Below are 26,124 nucleotides of genomic sequence, written 5' to 3'. Positions count from 1 at the left end.
CGCGCGCCGGGGTCCAAGGTTCCGCGCACGCCGGAGCGCCTGAGGACGCGGCACGTTGGATCCCGGATCACGTCCGGGGTGACGGAGTGAGGGGGGCAACGTCATCGCCACTCAGGAGAATCGACATGCGCCTCTTCATCTTCGGCCTGGGCTATGCCGCCAGCGCGATCGCCGATGCGAGCGGCGCGCCATTGCTCGCCACCACGCGCGACGGCCGCGACGGCACGACCCGCTTCGATGACGAAGCAGCCGTCCGCGCAGGTCTTGCTGCGGCGACGCACATCCTCTCCTCCGTCCCGCCGGCCGAAGACGTCGATCCCGTCCTCGCCAGCTACGGCGATGCGCTGCACGGCAAGTGGCTCGGCTATCTCTCCTCCACCGGCGTGTACGGCGATGCGGCCGGCGCCTGGGTTGACGAGACCGCCCCGATCTGTGGCCGCCGCGCCGCCCGGAATGCGGCGGACGCGGCGTGGCTGGCGCTGGGCGCGCGCGTGTTTCGCCTGCCCGGCATCTATGGTCCTGGCCGCTCGCCGCTCGATCGCGTCGCGAGCGGCAAGGCGCATCGCACCGGCATCCCCGATCAGGTGTTCAGCCGCATCCATGTCGCGGACATCGCCAGCGGGGTGGTCGCCGGGTTCACCGCGCCACCGGGTGCGTACAACCTTGCCGACGACCGGCCGTGCAGCCAGGACGAAGTAATCGAGCATGCCGCGGCGATGCTCGGCGTCTCACCGCCGCCGGTCGTTTCGCTCAACAGCCTCTCGCCGGCCGCGCGCGCCTTTTATGCGGAGAACCGCCGCGTCGCGAACGGCAAGGCGAAGCGCGTGCTTGGCTGGCACCCGCTCTACGCCGATTACCGGTTGGGCCTGCGCGCCGTCAGCGCGATCACCAACCCCACAGCGGCCAGCGCAGCACCGCCAGCGGCAAGCATGGACCAGCGATAACCTTCGAACATCGTCGATAGCGCCATCGCGATCACTGGCACGATGACGCTGGAATACGCCGCCTTGGCCGGACCGATGATCCGGATCACCCCGAAATAGAGCGGAAAGGCGAGCGCCGACGCGGCCAGCCCGAGGTAGAGAATACCGGCCACATAACCGATCCGCCATTCCATCACCGGCGGGCCAACGGTGAACCATGCCCATGCCGCATCGAACGCGCCCCCCATCAGCATGGCGATCGCCGTGGTGCGCAGCATCGGATAGCGCCGCGCGATCTGCGTCCCCTGCATCACATTGGCGCTGGAGGCGGACAGGATCGCGCAAAGCGTCAGGCCGATGCCCGTCAGCGCCATGGCGGGACCATGCGGGTCGCTGCGCACCTCGTGGAGGAACAGCAGCGCGACGCCGGCCATTGCCACGGCCGATCCGACAACGAGCTGCCGCCCCAGACGCTGACCAAGGAAAATACGGCCGAACAGAGAATTGGGGATCAGCAACAGCGCGAACACCACCGCGACGAGGCCGGAGGTGATGAACTGTTCGGCGCGATAGACGAAGTTGAAGTTGAGCACGAACTGGGCGAGGCCCAGCGCCGCCGCGAACCCGTAGCCGCGCGCATCCAGCCGCCCCGGTTCGCGCCGGATCGCCGCCCAGGCGAACAGCGCGACCCCGGCAACAAGGAAGCGGTAGCTCACCGACCAGGACGGCGGCACCACGCCCAGCTGGTCGCGGATCACCAGCCATGTCGAACCCCAGATCAGCGTCACGATCCCGAACGGAATCAGCACGCGGGCGCGGGTGGATTGCGGGGGCGGCGCGTTGGTCATGATCGTCGCGCGTAGTGCGGATCGGAGCGAAGCGCTACGCCGCGCTACCACAAAGACTTCGTCATGCCGGCCTCGTGCCGGCATCCGGCCATCCGCATACTCAGCGGCGGAGGATCAAGCCCGACCCAGGAGGCCGGGACAAGTCCGGCACGACGGAAAGATGCCGATCACCCCAACGCCGCGATTGCTTCCGCCAGCGGCCGGATGTCCTCCGCGCGCTGGTTCCACGACACCACCAGCCGCGCCTCGCCCGGACCCCAATCGTAGAAGTCGAACCCTTTGCCCCTGAGCGCCGCCGCTTCGTCCGGCGTCACGCGCAGGAACACCTCGTTCGCCTCCACCGGATGAACCAGCCGACCTCCCGCGGCCGCCGCGATCAGCGCCGCCCCGTCATTGGCGCTCCGCGCATTCGCCAGCCAGCGATCCTCCTCCAGCAGCGCCAGGATCTGCGCCGCGAGATAGCGCCCCTTGGAGAACAGCAGCCCAGCGCGCTTACGGCGATAACGGCTCGCCTCGACCAGCCCGCGCTTGAAGAACACCAAAGCCTCGGCGCCCATGCCGCCGTTCTTGACGAAGCCGAGGCTCAGCGCCGTGACGCCCGCGCGCCACGTCATGTCCGCCGGCGAACACCCCACGCTGACCAGCGCATTGGCGAACCGCGCGCCGTCCATGTGCAGCGCCAGCCCGTGCTCCGTCGCGAGCGCGCCGATCGCGGCCACCTCGGCGGGCTGGTACACCAGCCCATATTCGGTGGCGTTGGTGATCGAGATCGCATGCGGCTGCACCTGGTGCACATCCTTGCGGATCGTGCCGAGCAGCGAGCGCAGCGTCTCCGGGGTCAGCTTCGCGCCCTCGCCGCCGGCGAGCAGCAGCTTGGCGCCATGGGTGTAGAATTCCGGCGCGCCGCATTCGTCGTTCTGGATATGCGCATCATGGTGGCACAGCACGGCGCCGTGCGGCGGGCAAAGCGCGGCAAGCGCGAGGCAGTTCGCCGCCGTGCCGGTGGGCACCCACAAGGCCTCCACCTCGGTTTCGAACAGGTCGGACAGCCGCGTGTCCAGCGCCTTGGACCAGCGATCGCCATCATAAGCGGTGTCGAGCACATCCGCCTCCGCCATGGCGGCGAGCACGGCGGGGTGAACCGGAGCGGCATTGTCGGAAAAGAAGCGCATGGCCGTTGGCCTAGCCACCCGCCGAAAGCGCCGTCAATCGGTGAGGATCAGCTTTCCGGATCGTCCATGTCCCGCGCCGCGATGGTCGGTGCGCCGCGATACCCGCTGACCGTCGAGGCGACGGCCGAGATCAGCTGCTGCCGCTCGCGCATCGGCCGCGTCGTGTCACCGATCATCACTGCCACGGCATAGCGCCGCCCGTCGGGGGCGGTCAGCAGCCCGACGTCGTTGAACCCGGCATTGCGGCGGCCCAGCTCCTGCCCGGTCCCGGTCTTGTGCGCCAAGGTCCAACCTGGCGCGAGTCCGGCCTTCAGCCGCGCCCGCCCGGTCTTGCTCGCTTCCAGCGTGGACACCATCAGCCGGGTCGAGGTTTCGGACAACAATTCCCCGCGCGCCAGCCGCGCGAGCGCATCGGCAATGGCGAGCGGCGCCGCGCCATCGGGCGGATTGTCGATATAGGCCTGCATCGCCGCTTGCCGCACCGCCGGATCGAGACGCGCGCGCGCGATCGAAAAATTGTTCCCGACGCTCATCGACTGATCCCACGTCAGCCCCGCGGTCTTCGCCTGAAGATGCCGCTCGCCCGGGCCGAAGCGGATGTCGCCGAGCTGCTTGCGCTCGATAAAGGCGCGCACCGCGCTCGGCCCGCCGACCAAGGTCAGCAATCGATCGTTGGCCGAATTGTCGCTCTGCGTCAGCGCGCGGAACAGGAGGTTGCCGACCGTGGTGTTCCACTGACCGCCTTTGACAAGAGAGGCGATCGGCTGGTGGAACAGCGTCAGGTCAGCGGCGGTGACGCTGACCGGATCGTCCAGCTTCAGCCGCCCGCTGTCACGCTGGTCAAGCACGGTCATGGCGACCCACAATTTGCTAACGCTTTGCTGCGGCAGAAGGCGGCGACCGCCCGCCTGGATCGTCCACCCCTCGTCCACCGCCCGCACCGCGACACCGGCAACGCCGGGAAATTCGCGCACCATCTGCTGAATGGATGCATCAAGCCCGCGCGGCGCACGATTAACGGGCAGCGGGCGCGGCTTTGGAACCGGCACGGCAACCACATAGGACGGCGCGGGCACAGGCGCCATGGCGCGGGCAGTGCGCGATGGCGGCTCCCCAACGCAGCCCGCCAGCGCGAGCAGCGGCAACGCCGCGATCAGCCGTTTGATCATGATCAGCGCTTGCCCCCGTGCCATGGGGCGGGAAGCTATCCGAAAAGTCGCCATTGAAAACCGGGGCTTACCCGTTCTGCGATGAACGGCGGCTGACGTGCGATGGAATAAGGCTTCCCGTGGGAACGGAGCCCCTCTCGCTCTACGGGAGTGAGTGGGCTAAGGCACCAGCACCGTATCCACCGGCACCTCCAGCGTCTCTGGCCAGTCCAGCGTATAATGCAGCCCGCGGCTCTCATGCCGGTGCAGCGCCGATCGCACGATCAGGTCCGCGGTCTGGAGAAGGTTGCGCAATTCGATGAGGTCCGGCGTCACGCGAAAGTGGCCGTAATAATCCTCGACCTCGGCGGTCAGCATCTTGATGCGGTGCTGCGCGCGCTGGAGCCGCTTGGTGGTGCGCACGATGCCGACGTAGTTCCACATGAAGCGCCGGATCTCGGTCCAGTTCTGCTTGATCACCACTTCCTCGTCGGAATCGGTGACGCGGCTCTCGTCCCACGGGCGGATCGGCGGCACGACCGGCAAACTGTCCCAATGCGCGGCGATATGATTCGCCGCCGCCTCGCCAAACACGAAGCATTCCAGCAGCGAGTTTGAAGCCAGCCGGTTCGCGCCGTGCAGCCCGCTCTCGGTGCATTCGCCCGCGGCATAAAGGTTGGGCAGATCGGTGCGCCCGTCGCGGTCCACGATGATCCCGCCGCAGGTGTAATGCTGCGCCGGCACCACCGGGATCGGCTGCACCGTCATGTCGATGCCCAGCCCCATCAACTTGTCATAGATATTGGGGAAATGCCCGCGCACGAAATCAGCGGGCTGGTGGCTGATGTCGAGATGCACGTAATCGAGGCCGTAGCGCTTGATCTCGGCGTCAATCGCGCGTGCCACCACGTCGCGCGGCGCCAGCTCGAGGCGCTCCGCATCGTAATAGGTCATGAAGCGCTTGCCGGTCTGCGGGTTGATCAGCCGCCCGCCCTCGCCGCGCACCGCCTCGGTGATCAGGAAGTTCTTGACGTCGAGATTGTAGAGGCAGGTGGGGTGGAACTGCATCATCTCCATGTTGGAGACGCGCGCCCCCGCCCGCCATGCCATCGCAATCCCGTCCCCCGTCGCCCCGCGCGGCGCAGTGGAGAACAAATACGTCCGCCCCGCGCCCCCCGTCGCCAGGACCGTCGCACGCGCGGTGTAGAGGTTCACCCGCCCCGTCCGGCGATCGACGGCATAGACGCCCCACACGTTGCCAGCGCCCGAATAGCGCTCCTCGTGCCGGCTGGTGGCAAGGTCGATCGCCACCTGGTCGGGAACCAACGTGATGTTTGGATGCGCCTCGGCCGCCTTCTGCAACGCTTCCTGCACCGCCCAGCCGGTGGCGTCGTCGACATGCACGATCCGCCGGTGCGAATGCCCGCCCTCGCGCGTCAGGTGCAATGCGCTTCCATCCTGGGCAAAAGGCACGCCGAGCTGCTGCAACCGCGCGATTGCGGCTGGCGCGCCCTCGACCACGAACTCCACGATCTCGCGATCGTTGAGCCCCGCGCCCGCGACCATCGTATCCTCGACATGGTTCTCGAACGTATCGCCCGGCTCCAGCACCGCGGCGATCCCGCCCTGCGCCCAGGCGGTCGACCCCTCGTTGAGCGCGCCCTTGGCGAGCACGGTCACCTGGAAACGATCGGCGAGGTTGAGCGCGGCAGTGAGGCCCGCGGCGCCCGAACCGACGATAAGCACGTCCGCGCCCGTCATGCGCGACCCTGGGGAGAGAAGACCATCGCGGCTGCATGGCACGAAGCGCGCGCATCTGCCATATCGGGGTGGTAACGAGCCTCTCTTCCGTTCGCCCTGAGGTTGTCGAAGGGCTGCCCTTCTTTCATCGGCCGGCTGAAGAAGGACAGTGCTTCGACCAGCTCAGCACGAACGGGGATGATGTGTTCGCGTGATGCAGAGGAGTCCCATGTCCACCTACACCGCCCGCCTCGCGGCCCTGCGTGACCAGCTCACGCGCCAGCAGCTCGACGGCTTCGTCGTCCCCCTCACCGATGAACATATGAGCGAATATGTCGGCGCCTATGCCCAGCGGCTGGCCTGGCTCACCGGCTTCCAGGGGTCGGCTGGCACTGCGGTGGTGTTGCCGGCGGAAGCGGCGATCTTCACCGACGGCCGCTACACGCTCCAGGTCCGCGAGCAGGTGTCGGGCGACGATTGGCAGTTCGTCGGTGTGCCCGAGACGAGCGTGTCGGGCTGGCTCGCCGGCCATGCCAAGCAGGGCGCACGGATCGGCTACGATCCCTGGCTCCACACCCGCGTCTGGGTCGATGAAGCGAGCAAGGCGCTCGCCGCGATCGACGCGACGCTGATCCCGGTCGATACCAACCCCGTCGACGCCGTCTGGCCCGACCAGCCGTTGCCGTCCGACGCCAAGCTCGCCGTTCACGACGACAGCCACGCCGGCCGTTCCAGCGCCGACAAGCGCGCTGCCGTCGCCGACTGGCTGGTCGAGCAGAAGGCCGACGCCGTTGTCCTCGCCGCGCTGGAGTCGATCGCCTGGCTGCTCAACGTGCGCGGTGGCGATGTCTCGCGCACCCCCGTCGCGTTGTCCTACGCCGTGGTGAACGCTGACGGCACCGCCGACCTGTACGTCGCGCCCGACAAGATGAGCGACCCGGTCGCGCAGCATCTCGGCAATGCGGTGCGAATCCACGATCGCCGCGACTTCGCCTCGGCGCTCGGCCGCTTTGGCGGCAAGCGAGTCGTGGTGGATCCCACGCTCTCGGTCGCCGCCATCCCGCTCGCCATCGAGGCCGGCGGCGGCGAGGTCATCGCGCTGCGCGATCCGACCGTCATCCCGCGCGCCGTCAAGAACCCGGTCGAGCAGGCCGGCCACCGCGCCGCCAGCATTCGCGACGGCGCCGCGCTCACCCGCTTCCTGCGCTGGATCTCGATCGAGGCACCCAAGGGCGGCCAGACAGAACTCACCGCCGCTGCCAAGCTGGAGGAATTCCGCCGCGCGACGGGCGTGCTCAAAGATCTGTCGTTCGACGCGATCTCGGCCACCGGCCCCCACGGCGCGATCCCGCATTATCACGTCACCGAAGAGTCGAGCCTGCCGATCGAACAGGGCCAGCTCTACCTGATCGATTCGGGCGGCCAGTATGACGACGGCACCACCGACGTGACGCGCGTGATCCCGATCGGCCAGCCGACCTCGGAAATGCGCGACCGCTTCACCCGCGTGCTCAAGGGCCATATCGCGCTCGCGACCGCCGTCTTCCCCCGCGGCACCACCGGCGGGCAGCTCGACGCGCTCGCGCGGCTCCCCTTGTGGCAGGCCGGCCTCGATTTCGCTCATGGTACCGGTCACGGCGTCGGCAGCTACCTGTCGGTCCACGAAGGCCCGGCGCGGATCGCCAAGCCGAGCTACCCCGGCGCCGGCCCGTCCGAGCCGCTGCTGCCCGGCATGATCCTGTCCAACGAGCCGGGCTATTACAAGGCCGGCGAATACGGCATCCGGATCGAGAATCTGCTATTGGTCGTCGAGCGGTCGTTCGAGGGCGGCGAAGATGTGATGCTGACGTTCGAGACGCTCACCCTGGTGCCGATCGACCGCGACCTGATCGATCCAGCACTTCTGACGCCCGGCGAACTCGCGTGGCTCAACGATTATCACGCTCGAGTGGCGGGCACGCTCGCGCCGCACCTGGAGGGCGAGGACCGCGCCTGGCTGATCCAGCGCTGCGCGCCGATCGCGGGTTGAGATCTCCTCCCCCGCCAGGGGAAGGTAGCAGCGCGAATAGCTGACGGAGGGGGAGGAAACGGAACGATCGAGGCGACATCGCCGTCCTCCCCCTTCCTCACCTGTGGTGACACCTCCCCCGGCGCGGGAGGATTATGAACCTACTGCGCCTCTTCGTCGCGGCTCGGACCTTCCACCGCCATCCCATCCTTCACCCCGCGCGCCTGTTCCTTGCGGCGGCGCAGGTTCGCCCTGAGCGCCGCTGCCCGCCGTGCGTCGCGTTCGTCCTTGCTTTCCATGAAAGCGGCTATCGCGCGGCCACAACGCCTTGACAATCCGCCGCCGCTCGTCTCTAGCGCCCCCTCGCCCGTACCTAGCGGGCAGAGTGCTGCCGTAGCTCAGTGGTAGAGCGCATCCTTGGTAAGGCTGAGGTCGTGAGTTCAATCCTCACCGGCAGCACCATTTTCTCAGACATCCCCTATCGAGCGGCCGTTTTCCATCAGCTTGGTGGACGCCCCTGACGGCATCGATGTGCCAGAGTCGAGGTGTTGAAACGCCACTGCAGAGGGCGTTCACCAATGGCTATGGATCTTGCTGATTCAGGTGCCCAGGAGGATCGAACGGACGCTCTGCCCGTTGGCGGCTAAAGGTCGCCTCGTGCGGAGCCGGCCAAGGACGATCGATGATGCGCATCAGCTTGAAGCCTGTGTCCGAGCAGGTCATCGTGGTTACGGGGGCCACGAGCGGCAACGGACTTGCCATCACCGAACGGGCCGTGCGGCAAGGAGCGGCGGTAGTCGCGGTCGCGCGTAACGCGGACGCGCTGGAAGCCCTGCGGGTGCGTCTTACTGCCGAGGGCGCGCGAGTTGCCATCTGTGTAGCCGACGTGAGCGACATGGTCGCGGTCGAACGCGTCGCCACGCTCGCGCTGGAGGCGTTCGGTGGGTTCGACACCTGGGTCAACAATGCCGGCATCGGAACCTATGGCACGCTGGAACAAGTGCCCATTGGCGATCACCGGCGCGTGTTCGACGTAAATTACTTCGGCACCCTTTACGGCTCGTTGGTCGCCGTCCGGCATTTGCGCGGCCGCGGCGGCGCGATCATCAACATCGGCTCGATTCTCGGTGACCGCGCGATCCTGCAACAAGGGCCATATTGCGCAACCAAGCATGCGGTGCAGGCGCTCACCGATACGCTCAGGATGGAGCTGGAGCGGGAAGGGGCGGGCATTTCGGTGACTTTGGTCAAGCCCGGCGCCATCGATACCCCGTTCCCGGAGCATGCCCGGAACTACATGGACAAGCCCGCGCGGCTGCCGCCGCCGCTCTATACGCCCGAAGTCGTCGCAGATGCGGTGCTGTTCGCCTGTGCACATCCGAAACGGACACTCTACGCGGGTGGCGGCGGTCTGCTGTCCTCGATTCTGCCGCAGGCAGCGCCAAGGCTGGCCGATGTCATCATGGAAGCGGTTGGCACTCGCGTTCAACAAAAGCCGGGCGACGCCGGCGCCCCCTCACGCCAGGATAACCTCTTCGAGCCCCGCGATGACGCCCTGCGGGGCAGCCAGCGCGTACACGCCCGGCGCACCAGCATCGCGCTTCAACTTCAAAAACTGCCGCAACCTGTGGCGGCGGCAGGCCTGCTCGGTGCAGCAATGGTGTTGGGACGGTTGGTGAGGAGGCGAGGGCGTTGATCGCATCCGGGCTAGCACGCCGCCGGGTTCCTGGAGAGCGACGAAGCCCCTCGCCCCGCCGACGGTGAACTAGCCTGGAAACCTACCAAGCCCGATGTGTTGATAGGTTGATGGCAAGGCGTTGGGTAACAGGCTGGAAGCTGGGAGCGAGCGACCGGGATCAACTGCTCGCGCGGTTCGAGCCGCTGTTCCCGGACGTTATCGCCGACCACGTCACGCTGCGGACGGGAACTGATCACAAGACGCCTCTCCCGCGCGAAACGCAGGGGGAGATCGTCGGCGAGATTGACGACGGTGCTGGTGTGCAAGCGCTGGTCGTGAGGATCGGCGGCTCCACCGACCGGGGTGACGGAAGCACCTATCACATCACCTGGTCGATCGATCGGGCGCGCGGCCGGCGACCGGTGGAAAGCAACGATGTCATCGCGCGGCTCGGATGGCGGAGCCTTCCCGAGCCTATCCCGATCCGTCTCAAGCCCGCGAGATTCTAGACCATGCAGCTCTATCTGGATTGCGACGGCGTTCTGGCCGACTTCGACAAAGCCGCGACGGAGTTGCTGAAGATGCCGCCAAGGCAGTTCGAGAAGCGCTATGGCCTGCCTGAATTTTGGAAGCGTTTGACACGGCATCCTGACTTCTACGGCTCGCTGCCGTTGATGCCGGACGCCACGGTGCTGTTTGAGGCGGTTCGCCATCTCGATCCGATCATTCTCACCGGGCTTCCTCGCGGGAACTGGGCGGCGCCGCAAAAGGTGCGCTGGGCCGCCGAGCATTTCCCGGACACGCGCATCATCACTTGCCTCGCGGCCGACAAGCGGCGGCACGCTCGCGAAGGCGATATCCTCGTGGACGACACCCTCAAGTATCGCGACTTGTGGACGGGGGCTGGCGGCACCTTCGTTCACCACCGTGACGCCGGGACCACGATCCAGAAGCTGCGGGTATTGATTCCGGAAGCCATGTGCGGAGAGGGGAGTTCGGCCACTAGGATGATGTGATCGAAGCCGCGGCAGCGCGACGTTCGTGTTCCTTGGCGAGTCGACGCACGGCACGAGCCAGCTCTCTTCCGAACGCGCGAACGTCACGAGACGATTGTTCGACGATGTTCGGGATCGGTGCACCGCTCCTTGGTCGGCGCATCCTCAACGCGCGATCTTGAAACCGGCTTGTGGATGACGTAACCGGTTACATCTACAACATGGCGCGATGGTTCAACATGCGACATCAGCGGGGGAGAGGTTCAAGCGTCAGGCCGCAAGCCAGCGACCGCGATGCGGAGCAACAGGCAGAGATCTCGATCGCCTCGATACTTGTTGCCGGCATGGACGCTTCCGGCCGGGTCGCCGCGGCAGCTTTCAATACGATCCGACTCCGGCCCCTGATGGTGCCGTCGCTCACCAGGGCGGTATCGCGATCGTCCGCTTTGACACGCCTGCGATGGTGCGCGCCACCCATCAGCTCGCTGAGGAAATCGACGTGGTTCGGATCCGTGTCCCCACCCATCGAGACGCATGAACCCACCAGCTAGCTGACGATCAACGAACACAGACAACAACAAAAAAGTGCAGGGAACAATCATGAACAAGATCACATTGCGCATGGCGCTTGCCGGCATGTCGGCATTGGCGGGAGGAACGATGCTGGCGCCCGCGGCGCACGCGCAGGTCGGCCAGGCCTCGCTTCGCGGCACCATCACTGCCGCCCCCAACAACCCGGTGGTCGATGTGACCGCGGTGGAAGTCGCAACCGGCCTGCGCCGCACCGTGACCGTCGGGGCTGACGGCAGCTACAATTTCGCATCGCTGCGCGCCGGCAATTACCGGCTCGAGATCCGCACCCAGAACGGCACGCGCAGTTCCGACGAATTCACCCTGCGCGTCGGCCAGACTGCCGGGCTGGACATCGATCTGAACACCCCTGCCGCACCGGCGCAGCCAGCGCCCAGCGACAATGCGGCGGGCGAGACCGAGGCGCCGCCAGTGGAAAGCGAGGGCGGCGACATCATCGTCACCGGCAGCCGCATTCGCACGCTGTCGGGCGGACAGGTCGGCATCAACATCACCGAGCGCCTGATCGAGCAGCTGCCGCAGGTAAACCGCAACTTCCTCGCCTTCGCCGATCTGGCGCCGGGCGTTCGCTTCATCGAAAGCGCGGACGGCTCGTCGCGCATCCAGGGCGGCGCGCAGGGCAGTAACTCGGTCAACGTGTTCATCGATGGCGTCAGCCAGAAGGACTATGTCCTGCGTGGCGGCCTGACCGGCCAGGATTCCTCGCCCGGCAACCCGTTCCCGCAGCTCGCGATCGGCGAGTATCAGGTGTTGTCGTCTAATTATAAGGCGGAGTTCGACCAGGTCGGCTCGGTGGCGATCATCGCCACGACCAAGTCGGGCACCAACGAGTTCCACGGCGAAGGCTTCTTCGACTATACCGACCAGAGCCTGCGCGACCGCCGCCCCACCGAGATCTTCCCCAACAAGATCGCCAAGGTGGAAACGACGGACAAGCAGTTCGGCGGCGCGCTGGGCGGCCCGATCGTGAGGGATCTCGCGCACTTCTTCGTCAGCTACGAAGGCAAGCGGCGCGAGGTGCCGGTCGACATCCTGCCCGGCAACGGCATCGCCGTCACCAGCCTGCCGGCGCAGTATCGCGACCAGTTCGGCTCCTTTAGCTCGACCTTCAAGCAGGACTTGTATTTCGGCAAGATCGACATCACGCCGACCGACAGCGACCTGTTCGAATTCACCGGCAAGTATCGCGATGAATCCGGCATCCAGATCAGCAACGGGATCGCGGCTTATTCCACCGCGACGCTCAACGCCGTTGAGGAAATCCGCGCCACCGCCCGCTGGCAGCATACCGCCGACAATTGGATCAACGATTTCCGCGTCGGCTATGAGGACGTCAGCTGGTCCCCGCAGCCGGCCACCAATGGCATCGGCCAGCAATTCCGCCAGTCGCAGGTCAACGGAAGCTCGATCAACACCTTTGACGTGTTCCGCATCGGTGCCGGCCTGGGCTTCCAGGACAAGGGCCAGAAGGGCTGGACGGTGCAGAATGACTTCACCTGGACCGGGTTCGAAGGGCACACGATCAAGGCCGGCGTGAAGAGCAAGTGGGTCAAGCTCAACACGGTGGAGCAGAACCTGCTCAACCCCCTGTACAGCTATGACCTAAACCTTCCGGTGGCGGACGGCTTCAACGATGAAATCCCGTATCAGCTTCAGTTCGGTGCTGTCGGCGCGCTTGGCGACCCGCGGATTCGTTCAAATAACTGGCAGTTCGGCGTGTACCTTCAGGACGATTGGGACGTCACGGACAAGCTGACGCTGAACCTCGGCCTGCGCTGGGATTACGAGCGGACGCCCGGGTTCCTCAACTATGTCACGCCGCAAGAGGATCTGACGGCGATCTCGCCGGCGAACTATCCGAACCTGGTAAACGCCGATTACAACATCAACGACTACATCTCGACGGGCAACAACCGGAAGGCGTTCAAGACCGCGTGGCAGCCGCGCGTCGGCTTCACCTATCGCTTCGACGACGAAGGTCGCTTCTCGGTATTCGGCGGCTACGGCCGATCGTACGATCGCAACCAGTTCGACTTCCTGCAGCAGGAGCTGGCCACCGGCCGTTTCCAACGCCGCACCTTCCTGTTCCAGGGCGCGGACACGCAGAACCCGTGCCTGCCGTCGAACACGGGGGTCTGCATTCCCTGGGACCCGATCTACCTGACGGAAGCAGGCCGCCAGCAACTGGCGGGGAACGGTACGGCGGGCGGGCGCGAATTCCGCTTCATCAACAACGAGCTGAAGGTCCCCTATTCGGACCAGTTCAGCCTCGGCCTGCGCGGGCGATTCCAGCCGCTCGAGCTGGAAGCCGGCTATACCCGTATCGTCAGCAAGGACGGCTTCGTCTATCTGATGGGTAACCGCCGGCCGGACGGCTCGTTCTTCGCGCCCTCGCCGACCACCGGCGTGCCGCAGGGTCCAGGCAACTTCTCGCCTGCAGGCTATGGCGCGATCATCATCGGCGACAACGGGCTCGAGACCAAGGCGGACTCGGCATACTTCAAGCTGACGAAGGCTTATTCGGCAGCCTCGCCGTGGAGCATCGACGCGACCTACACCTATACGGAGGCGGAGGATAACCGCCCCAACGGTGATCAGGCGGCCTACTTCCTCCTCGATTTCCCGACCGCGGCCGATTATCCGTTCGTGCGCTCCTCGGTGGTGCCGCGCCATCGCCTCGTCGTGGCAGGCAGCGTCGATCTGCCGATCGACCTGTCGATCTCCGCCAAGTTCCAGATCGAATCGCCCACCTTCCAGCGTGCGCTGGTCGATCGGGCCAACCCATATGAGCGCGTGATCGTCGGTTCGGAGGTGCTTGGGTTGGGCGATCGCTGGGGCCGCCGTCAGCTCGATCTGGCGTTCACCAAATACGTGCCGATGGACTTCCTGTATGATGACGCGCGAATTCGTTTCCGCGTCGACATCGTCAACGTGATGAACGACCGCAACTATGTCGATTACAACAACAACCCGGCCGACAACGTCCGCGATGCCGGTTCGCCGAGCATCTATCGCGAGCGATCGACCTGGAGCATCGGCGGAAACCCGCCGCGCACGGTGAAGCTCTCCGCAGGCTTCTCCTTCTAGGCGATCCTGTTCTCAGAAAAGGGCGGTGCTACGGCACCGCCCTTTTTTCTGGCCACCCGAAGACACTTCCGTACCGGCGCACGCCGTCGGCTCACCGCCTCTGCGGACACAACGCCATCGCGAGCGGCGGCTTATGACACGCCCCGGCGCGGGCATTCCATGACGATGCGGACCGGCGAAGATCAGGCCGTGATCCGGTGCTGCCGTTCCCGCTTGCCGCTCAAACAAGCAGCGGTAATGCCCGTCGCGGAGAAGACGAGGATGCGGTCGAGCGCGCGAGCGGTGGAAAGCCGGTGAGCGATGACGATGGCGGTGCGGCCGACCACTAGCCGCTCCATTGCCTGCTGGATTGCAGCCTCCGACTCGGGATCGAGGCTGGACGTCGCCTCGTCCAGGATCAGGATCGCCGCATCGGCCAGGAACGCACGCGCGATCGCCACTCGCTGGTGCTCGCCGCCCGACAGCGTCACGCCACGCTCTCCCACAGGGGTGCGATAGCCTTTCGGCAGCGCCATGATGAAGTTGTGCGCATTGGCGAGCCGCGCGGCTTGCTCGATCTTCGCCGGAAGCGCACCCGGGCGGCCGTAACCGATGTTTTCGGCCAGCGTGCGATGGAACAGCACCGGCACCTGCGGCACGATTGCGATCTGCCGGCGAAGCGACGCCTGTGTCGTGTGCGCCACGTCCTGCCCATCGATCGTCTCGCGTCCGGCATCCACGTCTTACAGGCGCTGGATCAGCTTCACAAAGGCTGTCTTGCCCGAACCCGATGCACCCACCAGCCCGACGCGTTGCCCGGCCGGGATAGCGACGGCGAGATGCGTAGAGCGGCTGATCCTGTCCGGCATAGCGGAAGATCACGTCCTCGAAGCGGATTGCCCCGGCCTTGATCGCGATCGGGCGTGCGTCGGCGCGATCGGCAACGCTCAGCGGCTCTTCGTGGAGCTGCACCAGTTCTTCCATCTCGTTCACCGAGCGCTGGAGCTGATGGACATATTGTCCGATGTCGCGAAGGTAGTCGTTCAGCACGAGGCAGCTGGTGGTGACATAGGCCATGCCGCCAGCGCTCGCATCCCCGCGCGACCACCCCGCAACGCCTGTAGCAGCCACGCGGTAGTCTGCCCGATCAGGCGGATCGTAAGATCGGATGGCGTTCGCGGAAGCGATGATCCGCGGCACGAGCAATCGTCCGCCGAGTCTCGCGCCGCGCGGTCCGACCGAAGAAGTGCGACTTCCGTTCCGCAAGGTCGTTGCGCCGATCAGCGCCGCGATGCACTGCCCGGCCGTTACAAGGAACACCCGGATGGATGTCATCGACCTGCCGCTATCGAGACGCCTCAAAGCGTCCACCCACGCCACGCATGATCGGCTCGACCAGTCGATCATGGCGGCGGCATCCTTCGCCACCTTGGACGGCTATCGCCGCTTCGTTCGAGTACAGCGCGCGTTTCATCGCGACATTGATGCACTCTACAAGGTGCCCGCCCTTCGCGCGCTGTTGCCCGGGCTTGACGAGCGGCGTCGCCTGCCGCTGATCGATGCGGACCTCGCCGATCTGGGCGAGCCGCCGGCCAGCGACGCGCCGCCGTTGATGGAAGGTGGCGAACGCGCGCCCGATGTCGCGACGGCACTGGGTTGGCTCTATGTCGCGGAAGGGTCGAACCTCGGTGCGGCGTTGCTGCGCAAGGAGGCCGCCAAGCTCGGCCTGTCCGACACGCATGGCGCCCGCCATCTGGCGCCCGCCGCCGACGGACCGGCTTCGCAGTGGCGCGACTTCACGAGCGCGCTCGATGCGGCGGCGCTGACCGACGCGGAAGTGGAGCGCGCCATTGCCGGGGCCAATGCCGCCTTTGCGCGTGTGCAGACGCTGGTCGATGCCGAATTCGGTTGAGGGGCCGTCGAGCAGCTCGACCGAAGTCCGCATTACGGATCCTCCGGTCCGAGAACGAACGTCTCGGATGTCCCTGCTGGGGGATCAAACGCGAGGGTAGCTGCACCATATAAGGGAAAGCCGCTGCCGCCCTTCGCAAGGGACCTGATGGCGGGGATTGCGTGAAAGGACTACCGAATGAACCCGTTGCTGGATCAGCATGCGCTGCCGCGCTTCGACACGATCAAGCCCGAGCATGTGCTGCCGGCATTGGAGCATGCCATCGCCGACCACGAGGCGGCGGTAAAGGCGATCACCGATCGCCGGCCGACCAGCTTCGAGGAGGCGTGGCTGCCGCTGGAGCGCGCCGAGACCGCGATCGACGCGATCTGGTCGACCGTGTCGCACCTTCAGGCGGTGGCGGACACGCCTGACCTGCGCGCCGCCTTTGCCGAAGGACAACAGAAGCTCGTCGCCAATCACGTCAAGGTCGGCCAGAACCGCGATCTTTACGAGGTTCTGCTGGCGATGTCGCAGACGCCGGCCTTTGCCAAGCGCCCGGACGCGGACCGAGTCGCCGTGCAGCATGCGCTCCGCGGCTTTGTCCTTTCCGGCGTGGCGCTGGAACAGGACGCACGCGATCGCTTTGCTGCGATCATGGTTGAGCTGTCCGACCTTTCCACGGCCTTCTCCAACGCGGTCCTCGATGCCACTGACGCCTGGTCGGAGCACGTCACGGACGAGGCCGTGCTGCGCGGCGTCCCGGATGCGATGAAGGAGATGTTCGCCGAGGCTGCGCGGGCGCAGTCGAAGCAGGGCTGGCTTGTCACGTTGCAAGTGCCCAGCGTCATGGCCGTGCTCGACTTCGCGAAGGATCGCGGCCTGCGCGAGCGCGTCTATGCCGCTTATGGCACGCGCGCTTCCGATCAAGGCCCCACCGCGGGCACCTTTGATAATTCCGCGCGGATCGCCCGCATCTTAGCCTTGCGGCAGGAAGCGGCGGAGCTGCTTGGCTTCGCAAACCCTGTTGCGCAATCGCTTCACACCAAAATGGCGTCCAGCCCGGAGGAGGTGCTCGGCTTCCTCCGCAACCTTGCCGCACGGGCCAAGCCGGCGGCCGAGCGGGACATTGCGGCGCTCCGTGATTTCGCGCGCGATACATTGGGGATCGACGACCTCCAATCCTGGGACGTGGGCTTCGCGTCCAACCGGCTTCGCGAGGCACGCTACGCCGTCGACGAGGAGGAGGTTCGCGGCTATTTCCCGCTGGCGCAGGTGCTGGAAGGCTGGCGCACATTGCTCACCCGCCTGTTCGGCATCACGCTGATCGCGCGCGACGACGTTCCGACCTATCATCCGGACGCGCACTATTTCGACGTCGCCGATGAGAGCGGCGAGGTGTTCTCCGGCCTCTACATCGATCTCCATGCCCGTCCGGGCAAACGCAGCGGCGCATGGATGGCCGAAGCGCGCGCGCGCCTGCACGAAGGCAACATCCGGCAGAATCCGGTCGCTTACCTCACCGCGAATTTCGCGCCGGTCGGGGCCGACACGCCATCCCTGCTCAGCCATGACGATATCGTCACCTTGCTGCACGAAACCGGCCATGTGCTGCACCATCTGTTCACGCGGGTGGATCGACCGGCGGTGGCCGGCACGAACGGCTTCGAATGGGACGCGGTGGAACTGCCGAGCCAGTTGATGGAGGACTTCGCCTGGGATCACGCGATCCTCACCGGCATGTCCGGCCATCATGAAACCGGGGAGGCGCTGCCCGAGGATCTGTTCGCAAGGATGCTCGCCGCCCGGCGCTTGCAGGCGGGGATGAAGCTGGTGCGCCAGCTGGAGTTTGGCCTGTTCGACCTGCTGCTCCACCTGGACACGCTCGGGTCGGATCCGATGGTGGTGATCGAAGCGGTGCGCGACGAAGTGGCGGTGGTCCGCCCGCCGCACTGGCATCGTTTCCCGCACGCCTTCAGCCACATCTTCGCCGGCGGTTATGCCGCGGGCTATTACGGCTATCTATGGGCCGAAGTGCTGTCCGCCGACGGCTTCCAGCGCTTCGTGGAGGCGGGGCTCGTGTCACGCGCAACAGGCGACCTGCTGCGGACGGAAGTGCTGTCCCGCGGTGCCACCCGGCCGGCGGCCGACAGCTTCCGCGCCTTTCGCGGGCGCGATGCCGACCCATCCGCAATGCTTAAGCGGCACGGCCTGGTGGAGGCGGTGCCGGCGACGGCGTAGCCGGCGCACCCGAGCGGCAGGGGCGACCACCGCCCCTGCCGTCGTGGATCAGAGTGCGGCCGTGCGTGGGCGGCTCGCGCTATGGCCGCCGGCGCGCGAGAGGATATCCGCCGCCGTCTGCGGGGCGATGCCCGCCGCGCCGGTGTCCACCGAGACGAACACGCCGCCCTGCTCGATACGGCTGTTGTAATAGCGCGCATCCTCTTCATCGACGCCGTGGTCGGTCATCACCTTTTCCAGGCCGCCGGCCGCGCCGCCCAGCGCCGCACCCGTCACAGCCGCCGTCGGCACCGCAGAGGCGGCAATCGCTCCGGCGCCGACCAGCGGCCCGACACCCGGGATCGCCAGCGCGGCGATGCCCAGCAGGGTTCCGATGCCGGCACCCGCCGCCGCCTTGCCGATGAACTCCTGCGCGCCGCCATTGTTGGGGTCGGTGTCCGCCCCTTCCCCGTGCCGGGCGACAACCGAAAGCGCGCTGTCGCTGACGCCTTCACGCCGCAGCTCGGCAACGGCGGTTTCAGCCTCGGCATGGCTGTCGAACACGGCGGATACGAGATTCGAATTCATCATCCCTCCTGGTCTGGCACAATGCCATCTGGATTGACGACAAGCCTGTCAGCCCTGTGATCGTTCCCCCGAAAACAGCGTTATCAAGGTGTTAACCGCAACTGCCGGATTCAGCCAAGCAGCGGTGGCGACGGGCGCCCGCGTTGATAGCGCTGCTCCACGCACCACGGATCCAGACCCAGCAGCGTCAATTCGCGCAACTTGCGCAGCGTAAAGATGCTCGGGGGTGTACCCACAGCCTGCGCGGTATCGACCAGCAGATTGACGGTCAGCACCGTCCACCGATCGCTGCTCAGCCTGGTCACCAGACCGCGTTCTTGCAGTGTCTGGATGTGCCGCCACGCGGTTGCATAGGGTATGCCCAGCGCGTCGGCGAGCCGCCGCAGCGACGTACTGGACCGAAGCTCGTCGGGCGGAATCGCCACGGCATAGCGCCGCGCCAGCACGGGATCGTATGTCACTCCTCGCACCGCAACGGCGGTCAGCGCCCCCCACAGCAGAAAGGCCTGCTGGTGCCCGACGAGGTGAAAGGTGTCGACCGGGAGCAACAACACCTCGATCGCGCGCCCGATCACGTCGGCCATGCCGACGGTGGCGGGGCTGCCGACCGGAAGATGCAGATCACACGTCAGCGTAACGTCTTCGATCAAGCGGATCATCAGATCATGCACGCCGAGCAGGTATTGCGCCACGCGCGCCGCGTTCTCGTCAGTGGTGGCTAGCAACACGCCTTGATCGGACACGATCAGCGCGCCGCGATCACGCAATTGGCCGATGTGGCGCCGCACCGTTTCTGGTGCGGTGCCCAGCGAGCGTGCGATCTGCCGCATGCTGATCGAACATTCGCCCGCGACCGGCGGGGCGATTGCGTCGCCGCGAACCCAATCCGGCAGGCAGCGCAGCGCAACGATCCCGAACTCGACGCTGAGCAGCGGATCACCAGGAAAAATCTCGCCCGCTTGCTGATAGGCGGCGACGGCCACTTCCGTACGCAACCGGGCAAGCTGTCGAAGGGGTGGATCAGCGGCTTGTGTCATTCGTGCAGCGCCAAATCCTGTCGGGCCGACCAGCTAGCGGGTGAGCCATGATAAATGGCGCCGAAATGCAGCATGTCTATCCATTTTGGGGCGATATCGAGATGCACTGAGGCAGGAACAATGTCACGAGGCGGCGCGACCCAAGCCCGTGACGTTCACGGGCCACTTGCTCGACGGCACCCGGGGGGCGCCGTCGAGCTCTTTTGAGATCGACACCCGACGTTGGATAGTCGCGCTTCAGTCCGCGCCGCCGGCCGGGCGATAGCGAGTGATCCTCTTGATCACGCCCGAAAAGCTCATCACCGCCGCGCCCTCATCGTCGATCGTGCCCCGCACGAAGATCAGGCTGCGCCCCGCCTTGACCACCTCGCCGCGCGCGGTGAGCAGGCGGCTCGGGCGAGCGGCGCCAACGAATTCGGCGTTGAGCGTCGCCGTCACACCGTGGAACTCCGGAAGCACCGCCGAGGCGATCATGAACAGCGCGAAATCGGCAAAGGTCAGCAGCGCGCCGCCATGCACATTGCCGCCACCATTGCTGTTCTTGGCTTCCGGGCGGAAGCCGCATTCGATCACGCCGCCAGCGTCATAGCGAGCGAAGAACGGGCCGGTATGATCCTCGAACGGGTCGGTGCCCGGCCAGCGCAGCCAACCGGCCCATTCGCCCTCGGTCACCGGCAGCAGGCGCGTTTCCGGCGTGGTGGTCGTGTCCAAGAATCCTCTCCCCCTTTTGCGTCCCCGGGGCTTGATCCGCGGCCCCGCTTCTCCCGCGCTGGAGAGAGGCGTGATCCGGGGTCAGGCCCGGAATGACGAGAAATGACTACCGCGCCGGCGCCCCCACGTTCGGCAGCGTTGCTTCGTCCGCGCGTGGCATACGGCTGAACAAAGCCCGGTCTGCCGGGCCGAACGCCCATTTCCACAACACGAACAGATAGGAGCCCGCGATCGCCGGAATGCCGATCACGATCTCCGCCCATTCATATTCGTGCGGAAGGGACGTGAAGGCACCGCCGACCACAACCGCGACCAATGTGGCCCACAGCAGGGGCCAGCGCAGCGGTGACACCGGCGCGGCCAGGATATGCCGCAGCAACCGTGCCTTCAGCACGGACGTAAGCCCAAGGCTTACCATCAACCCCACCGCCGGCCCTGCCGCCTGGAACGCCAGCGGCCAACCAAGCGCCCGCATCGCGAAGATCAGTGCGAAGCTCAGTCCCACCTGGAACGCCAGCATAACGGCGGAGATGATGAGGTTTCGGTGCCGTGCGGTATAGACCAGCGCAGTCTCGCAGACGGCGCCGGTCGAGGCGAGCACCTCCGCCGTCAGCAGGAACGCCAGCGCCGCGGTGCCGGCGACGAACTGCGGCCCCACCGTGCCCATCACCGCCTCGCCTGGGATCGATCCCATCAGCGCGAGGCCAAGCTGCGCGGCGATGATCCAGAACGCCACCTGCCGCACCTGATTGGCGATGGCCACGCGATCGTTCACCGCCAGGCTTTGCGTAATGACGGGGCCGAGGATTGGGTCAAAGGAGGTCTTGAGCTTCTGCGGCAGGCTCGCGACTTGCTGCGCCATGTAATAGATGCCGACGATCTTGGGCTCGAACATCACGCCCAGGATGAACCGGTCGACGTTGCGCGATCCCCATTCGAACGCATCGGCACCGGCCAGCGGAATGTTGTCCCGGATCAGCGTCAACAAATCGCGCAGATGTGGCGTCCAGCCACGCGGCAGGCCGTAACTGCGCACCAGCGGCACGATGGAGGCGATCAGCGCCGCCGTCATCGAGGCAACATAGCTCAGCACCAGTCCGTCTCGCGTGGTGAAGAAGGAGAATGCCCAGGCCGCGATCGAGATTGTCCACGGCTCGACCACCGCTCGCGCCGTCACCGCCGCCTTAACGTTCAGCCGATAAGCGAGCGCCGCGAGGCTAACATCCGACCAGGCGATCGCCAGCACGATCAGCCCCAGCCAGCGATCAAGCCCGACGATCGGCGTGTTGGGGTACATGATCTCCGGCACGGTCCACAGCACCGCGCTGGCGGCGAGCGATAGCAACGCGGCGACGACCATTGCGTCGGCGACGACATGGACGTGGGGACGATCGGTTCGGGAAAGCGCCTGTGCGAGGCCCCGTTTCAGCCCGAGCGTCGCGACCAGCGCTGCCAGCTCCACCACCACGACTGCGATGGCGAACCGCCCGACCAGCTCCGGCCCGTACAGCCGCCCGGCAATGAACAGGAACGGAATCCGCGCCGCCAGCCGCAGGATGAACCCGGCGATATTGGTCCGCCCGCCCTTGGCCAGCTGCGCGATGTCCTGAGGGGTTTCAGCCACCGACGGCCACCACAACAAGCCCCGTCATGCCGGCCCTGTGCCGGCATCCACTCATCCGCGAGTCCCACGAAGGTTGGACGCGCGCGTCGGTGAGTGCCGGGACAAGCCCGGCATGACGGATCGGATGTGCAAACCCGCCCCGCACTAGTGCGCCGCCCCCCAGCTCGCACCCACGCCGATCTCCACCGCCAACGGCACGTCCAGCACCACCGCCGGCTCCGCCGCCGTCGCCATCACCCGCTCGATCACCGGCTTGGCCGCCTGAACCTCGTCCTCAGGCACCTCGAACACCAGTTCGTCGTGCACCTGGAGCAGCATGCGCGTCCCTGTCAGGCCGGCGTCGAGCAACGCCGGCCCCATCCGCGCCATTGCCCGCTTGATGATATCCGCGCTCGTCCCCTGGATCGGCGCATTGATCGCCGCGCGCTCGGCGCCCTGCCGCTCGTGCTGCACCTTGCTCTTGATGCGCGAGAAATGCGTCTTGCGGCCGAACAGCGTCTCCGTGAACCCCTGCTCGCGCACCGCCTGCAAGGTTTCGGCGATATAGCGGTTGATTCCCGGAAACCGCTCGAAATAGCGGTCGATCATCGACTGCGCCTCGTCCGCGCTCACGTCGAGCCGCCCCGCCAGCCCCCAGCGGCTGATGCCGTAGAGGATCGCGAAGTTGATCGTCTTCGCCCGCCCGCGCGTGTCGCGATCGACCGTGCCGAACAATTCCTGTGCGGTCAGCGAATGAATGTCGTCCCCGCGCGCAAACGCTTCCTTGAGCGCCGGCACGTCGGCCATATGCGCCGCCAGCCGAAGCTCGATCTGCGAATAGTCCGCCGCGAGAATGACGTTGCCCGGCTCGGCCACGAATGCGTCGCGGATCTGCCGCCCGGTTTCGGTGCGGATCGGGATGTTCTGCAAATTCGGATCGGTCGACGACAGCCGCCCGGTCTGCGCCCCCGTCAGCGAATAGCTGGTGTGCACGCGCCCCGTCGCCGGGTGAATCTGCTCCTGGAGCGAATCGGTATAGGTCGACTTCAGCTTCGACAGCTGCCGCCAGTCGAGCACCCGCGCGGCGATCTCCTTGCCGGGCGAATCCTTGTCCGCCGCGATCCGCTCAAGCTCGTTGACGTCGGTCGAATAGACGCCGCTTTTGCCCTTGCGCCCGCCCTTGATCCCCATCTTTTCGAACAGCACGTCGCCCAATTGCTTGGGGCTGCCGATCGCGAACGGCGCGCCGGCAATGCCGTGGATCACCCCCTCCAACTCGGTCATCTGCGCCGCGAACTCCGCCGACAGGCCGGCCAGTCGCTCGCGATCAACCTTGATCCCGTGCCGCTCCATCCGCGCGATGACCGGGACGAGCGGCCGGTCGACCATCTCATACACACGCGTCGCGCGCTCGACTGGTAGCCGCGCGCGGAAGCGCCGCCACAGCCGAAGCGTCACGTCAGCGTCCTCCGCGGCGTAGCGCGTGGCGGTCTTCAAATCGACTTCGTGGAAGCCGATCGCCTTCTTCCCCGTGCCCGTCACGTCCTTGTAGGCAATGCAGCTGTGCGACAGGTGGGTCGCCGCCAGCTCGTCCATCCCGTGCCCGTGAAGTCCCGCGTCGAGGTCGAAGCTCATCACGATCGTGTCGTCATACGGCGCCACGTTCACGCCGAGCCGCCCGAGCACGATCAGGTCGTACTTCAGATTGTGCCCGATCTTGAGCACCGCCGGATCCTCCAGCAGCGGCTTGAGCTTCGCCAGCGCAGCGTCGCGGTCGATCTGCACCGGCTTCTCGGCGAACATGTCGCTGCCACCATGGCCCAGCGGCACGTAGCAGGCGCGGTTCGGCGCCAGTGCGATCGACACGCCGACGAGCTCGGCCAGCATCGGGTCCTTGCCGGTCGTCTCGGTATCGATCGCCAGCCAGCCCTGGTGCCGCGCCGCCGCAATCCATTGATCCAGCGCCGCTTCGTCAACGACGGTCTCATAGCCGTCGTGATCGCACGGCGGATCTTCCTCCTCCGGCACGCCGGTCGGTTCCGCCGGGGTCGGATCGACGCCCTGGTTCTGGTCCGCCGTCAGCTTGGCGAGCAGCGACTTGAACCCGTGATGCTCCAAGAACGCGCGCAGCGGCGCCTCGGGGATGCCGTCGAGCGCCATCTCCTCCAGCGGTTGCGGCAACGGCACGTCGCACGCGAGCTCGACCAGCTTGCGCGACAACCGCGCCATCTCCGCATGTTCGATCAGATTGTCGCGCAGCTTGCCCTTCTTCATGTCGGGCGCGGCGGCGAGCACGCCCTCGACGCTGCCATGTTCCAGGATCAGCTTGGCCGCGGTCTTCGGCCCGACGCCCGGCACGCCCGGCACATTGTCGACGCTGTCGCCCATCAGCGCCAGCACCTCGCCCAATTTGTCGGGCCCGACGCCGAACTTCTCCACCACTTCAGCCGGGCCGAAGCGCTTGTCCTTCATCGTATCGAGCATGTCGATGCCCGGCTCGGTCAGGAGCTGCATCAGATCCTTGTCGGAGGAGACAATCGTCACCTGCCAGCCCTGCGCCAGCGCCGCCTTGCTGTACGAGGCGATCAGGTCGTCCGCTTCCCACCCCAGCTCCTCGATGCACGGCAGCGAAAAGGCGCGAGTCGCGTCGCGGATCATCGGGAATTGCGGCTTCAGATCCTCGGGAGCGGGCGGCCGCTGCGCCTTGTACTGGTCGTACATCTCGTTGCGGAACGTGTGTTCCGACTTGTCGAGGATCACCGCCAGATGGCTCGGCCCATCCGCCTTGTGGAGGTCGTTGGCGAGCTTCCACAGCATCGTCGTATAGCCATACACGGCGCCCGCCGGCTCGCCATGCTTGTTGGTGAGCTTCGGCAGCACGTGATAAGCCCGGAAGATGAAGCTCGAGCCATCGACGAGATAAAGATGCGGCATGCCGCGCCGCTTAGCGGATCGCGGCGCGGGCCACAAACGGTGGGGCGATTGCCCACACGCAGCAGATAGACCGGTACCGAACCGAAGCCCACAATCACCGTCACCCCCGCGCAGGCGGGGATCCATTGACGCCAACGCCGGCGATCAAAGCACAGATGTTGCGTGTATGGATTCCCGCCTTCGCGGGAATGACGAAAGCTGACGGGCTACCCTACAGCTTTCCGAACTTCGCCTCGAAACCCTTCACGTCCCCAGCGGCAAGCAACTGCGCCTGCTCCAGCCAGCGGTCACGTCCCATTCGCCCGGTGAACGGCCCCAAACGCGCGTCGAGATCCTCCGCTGCGCGCTGATCCAGCGCGGCAAGTTGCCCAACGGTGGTGATCCCCTGCTGCGCGAGCATCGCCGCCACCTTCGGCCCCAGCCCCTTGATCTGCGTGACGGGCGCATCGCCCGGCGGCGGGCCGGCCGGCGTGACCGGCTCCGCCTGCGCCTCGGCAGCGGGGGAGGCATCCTGCGGCGCGGCGGCGGCGATCGGCTCGTCGGCGAGCGGCACCGGCTCCTCGATCACCGGCTCGGCCGCGGCAGGCGGCGGCGCTACCTTCGGCAAGTCGGCGAGCGGCGGCGGCGCTGGTGCGACCGGCGGCGGCATGGGTGCTGGCTGGAGCTCCGGCTGCGGCTCCGCATGAGGCAGCGGCTGAGCCTCAGGCTGCGGCGGCGCGACGGGCACGTCGGTCGCATCCTCGTCGCGGATCAGGCGATCGGGCGCCGGCGTCTCGGCCAGCCGCTCCTGCTCAATCCGCTCGGCATTCTTGCGCGCCGCGCGCTTGCGTGCGCCGACGATCATGCCGATGATCGTCAGCACCACGCCGATCGCGATCAACGTCAGCACAATGCCGATCAGGGTATCGTCCACCATGGTGGGCTGCATGAAACACTCCGCTACGCCGAGCGCCAAGCCTTAGGGGCGCCGC

General features: G+C 66.4%; 19 protein-coding genes, 1 tRNA gene and 1 pseudogene. 9 read left to right on the top strand and 12 right to left on the bottom strand.

The window, feature by feature from the left end; genetic code table 11:
* Positions 1–125: 125 nt before the first annotated feature.
* A complete protein-coding gene (locus SPHI_RS06615; protein ID WP_076744100.1) occupies positions 126–944 on the top strand; it encodes a Rossmann-fold NAD(P)-binding domain-containing protein in 819 nt (272 codons plus the stop codon).
* Here the strand turns inward: SPHI_RS06615 and SPHI_RS06610 are convergent.
* The 4 genes from SPHI_RS06610 to nadB form a co-directional block, all read right to left on the bottom strand.
* Entirely contained in the window at positions 854–1,771 is a 918-nt protein-coding gene (locus tag SPHI_RS06610) for a DMT family transporter (RefSeq protein WP_076744099.1), read from the bottom strand. The genes SPHI_RS06615 and SPHI_RS06610 overlap by 91 nt on opposite strands.
* Before the next feature lie 167 nt (positions 1,772–1,938).
* Positions 1,939–2,943 carry a threonine aldolase family protein gene (locus SPHI_RS06605; protein WP_076744098.1) on the bottom strand — a complete coding sequence of 335 codons (1,005 nt, stop codon included), beginning with the start codon at positions 2,941–2,943 and terminating at the stop codon, positions 1,939–1,941.
* Positions 2,944–2,990: 47 nt separating this feature from the next.
* Complete coding sequence (locus SPHI_RS06600) at positions 2,991–4,112, bottom strand: serine hydrolase (protein ID WP_076744178.1); 1,122 nt, start codon at positions 4,110–4,112, stop codon at positions 2,991–2,993.
* A 159-nt stretch (positions 4,113–4,271) separates the two neighbouring features.
* Positions 4,272–5,852 (bottom strand): L-aspartate oxidase, encoded by a 1,581-nt coding sequence (gene nadB / locus SPHI_RS06595; protein WP_076744097.1) that lies wholly within the window; start codon positions 5,850–5,852, stop codon positions 4,272–4,274.
* A 208-nt stretch (positions 5,853–6,060) separates the two neighbouring features.
* Here nadB and SPHI_RS06590 point away from each other — a divergent pair, with 208 nt between their 5' ends.
* Positions 6,061–7,860 carry an aminopeptidase P family protein gene (locus tag SPHI_RS06590; RefSeq protein WP_076744096.1) on the top strand — a complete coding sequence of 600 codons (1,800 nt, stop codon included), beginning with the start codon at positions 6,061–6,063 and terminating at the stop codon, positions 7,858–7,860.
* A gap of 140 nt (positions 7,861–8,000) precedes the next feature.
* On the opposite strand, the gene SPHI_RS15100 is transcribed toward SPHI_RS06590, so the two are convergent.
* Complete coding sequence (locus SPHI_RS15100; RefSeq protein ID WP_198927828.1) at positions 8,001–8,138, bottom strand: hypothetical protein; 138 nt, start codon at positions 8,136–8,138, stop codon at positions 8,001–8,003.
* Between the two features lie 88 nt (positions 8,139–8,226).
* On the opposite strand from SPHI_RS15100, the gene SPHI_RS06585 reads away from it, so the two are divergent.
* The 5 genes from SPHI_RS06585 (at position 8,227) to SPHI_RS06560 (ending at position 14,190) form a co-directional block, all read left to right on the top strand.
* Positions 8,227–8,301, top strand: a tRNA-Thr gene (locus SPHI_RS06585).
* Positions 8,302–8,521: 220 nt separating this feature from the next.
* Positions 8,522–9,535 carry an SDR family oxidoreductase gene (locus tag SPHI_RS06580; protein WP_083719865.1) on the top strand — a complete coding sequence of 338 codons (1,014 nt, stop codon included), beginning with the start codon at positions 8,522–8,524 and terminating at the stop codon, positions 9,533–9,535.
* A 110-nt stretch (positions 9,536–9,645) separates the two neighbouring features.
* A complete protein-coding gene (locus SPHI_RS06575; RefSeq protein ID WP_076744095.1) occupies positions 9,646–10,026 on the top strand; it encodes a hypothetical protein in 381 nt (126 codons plus the stop codon).
* Positions 10,027–10,029: 3 nt separating this feature from the next.
* Positions 10,030–10,533, top strand: a complete 504-nt coding sequence (locus SPHI_RS06570) for an HAD family hydrolase (RefSeq protein WP_076744094.1) — start codon at positions 10,030–10,032, stop codon at positions 10,531–10,533.
* Between the two features lie 579 nt (positions 10,534–11,112).
* On the top strand, positions 11,113–14,190 hold the full coding sequence (locus tag SPHI_RS06560; protein ID WP_076744092.1) for a TonB-dependent receptor: 3,078 nt from the start codon (positions 11,113–11,115) through the stop codon (positions 14,188–14,190).
* 182 nt (positions 14,191–14,372) lie between these two features.
* Here SPHI_RS06560 and SPHI_RS15245 read toward each other — a convergent pair.
* A pseudogene (locus SPHI_RS15245) lies at positions 14,373–15,038 on the bottom strand (ABC transporter ATP-binding protein).
* 455 nt (positions 15,039–15,493) lie between these two features.
* Between SPHI_RS15245 and SPHI_RS06550 the strand changes: the two are divergent.
* Both SPHI_RS06550 and SPHI_RS06545 read left to right on the top strand, forming a co-directional pair.
* A complete protein-coding gene (locus SPHI_RS06550) occupies positions 15,494–16,081 on the top strand; it encodes a biliverdin-producing heme oxygenase (protein ID WP_076744176.1) in 588 nt (195 codons plus the stop codon).
* A 177-nt stretch (positions 16,082–16,258) separates the two neighbouring features.
* Positions 16,259–18,301, top strand: a complete 2,043-nt coding sequence (locus SPHI_RS06545; protein WP_076744091.1) for a M3 family metallopeptidase — start codon at positions 16,259–16,261, stop codon at positions 18,299–18,301.
* Positions 18,302–18,349: 48 nt separating this feature from the next.
* Here SPHI_RS06545 and SPHI_RS06540 read toward each other — a convergent pair whose 3' ends face one another.
* The 6 genes from SPHI_RS06540 to SPHI_RS06515 all read right to left on the bottom strand — a co-directional run bounded on the left by SPHI_RS06540 (position 18,350) and on the right by SPHI_RS06515 (position 26,069).
* Complete coding sequence (locus SPHI_RS06540; protein WP_144036164.1) at positions 18,350–18,868, bottom strand: hypothetical protein; 519 nt, start codon at positions 18,866–18,868, stop codon at positions 18,350–18,352.
* A gap of 110 nt (positions 18,869–18,978) precedes the next feature.
* On the bottom strand, positions 18,979–19,863 hold the full coding sequence (locus SPHI_RS06535) for a winged helix-turn-helix transcriptional regulator (RefSeq protein ID WP_158049637.1): 885 nt from the start codon (positions 19,861–19,863) through the stop codon (positions 18,979–18,981).
* 279 nt (positions 19,864–20,142) lie between these two features.
* Entirely contained in the window at positions 20,143–20,616 is a 474-nt protein-coding gene (locus SPHI_RS06530; protein ID WP_076744088.1) for a PaaI family thioesterase, read from the bottom strand.
* Positions 20,617–20,722: 106 nt separating this feature from the next.
* The gene (locus SPHI_RS06525) at positions 20,723–22,240 is read right to left on the bottom strand and encodes a lipopolysaccharide biosynthesis protein (protein ID WP_076744175.1); all 1,518 of its coding nucleotides are present in this window, start codon (positions 22,238–22,240) and stop codon (positions 20,723–20,725) included.
* 144 nt (positions 22,241–22,384) lie between these two features.
* Positions 22,385–25,153, bottom strand: a complete 2,769-nt coding sequence (gene polA / locus SPHI_RS06520; protein ID WP_076744087.1) for a DNA polymerase I — start codon at positions 25,151–25,153, stop codon at positions 22,385–22,387.
* Between the two features lie 211 nt (positions 25,154–25,364).
* Positions 25,365–26,069, bottom strand: a complete 705-nt coding sequence (locus SPHI_RS06515) for a hypothetical protein (RefSeq protein WP_158049635.1) — start codon at positions 26,067–26,069, stop codon at positions 25,365–25,367.
* Positions 26,070–26,124 lie beyond the last annotated feature (55 nt).

Origin of the sequence: Sphingomonas jeddahensis (genome assembly GCF_001981525.1) — a bacterium.
Taxonomy (GTDB): Bacteria; Pseudomonadota; Alphaproteobacteria; order Sphingomonadales; family Sphingomonadaceae; genus Sphingomonas; species Sphingomonas jeddahensis.
The sequence above is the reverse complement of the archived record's forward strand: the minus strand, read 5'-3'. Positions and strand labels throughout refer to the sequence as shown.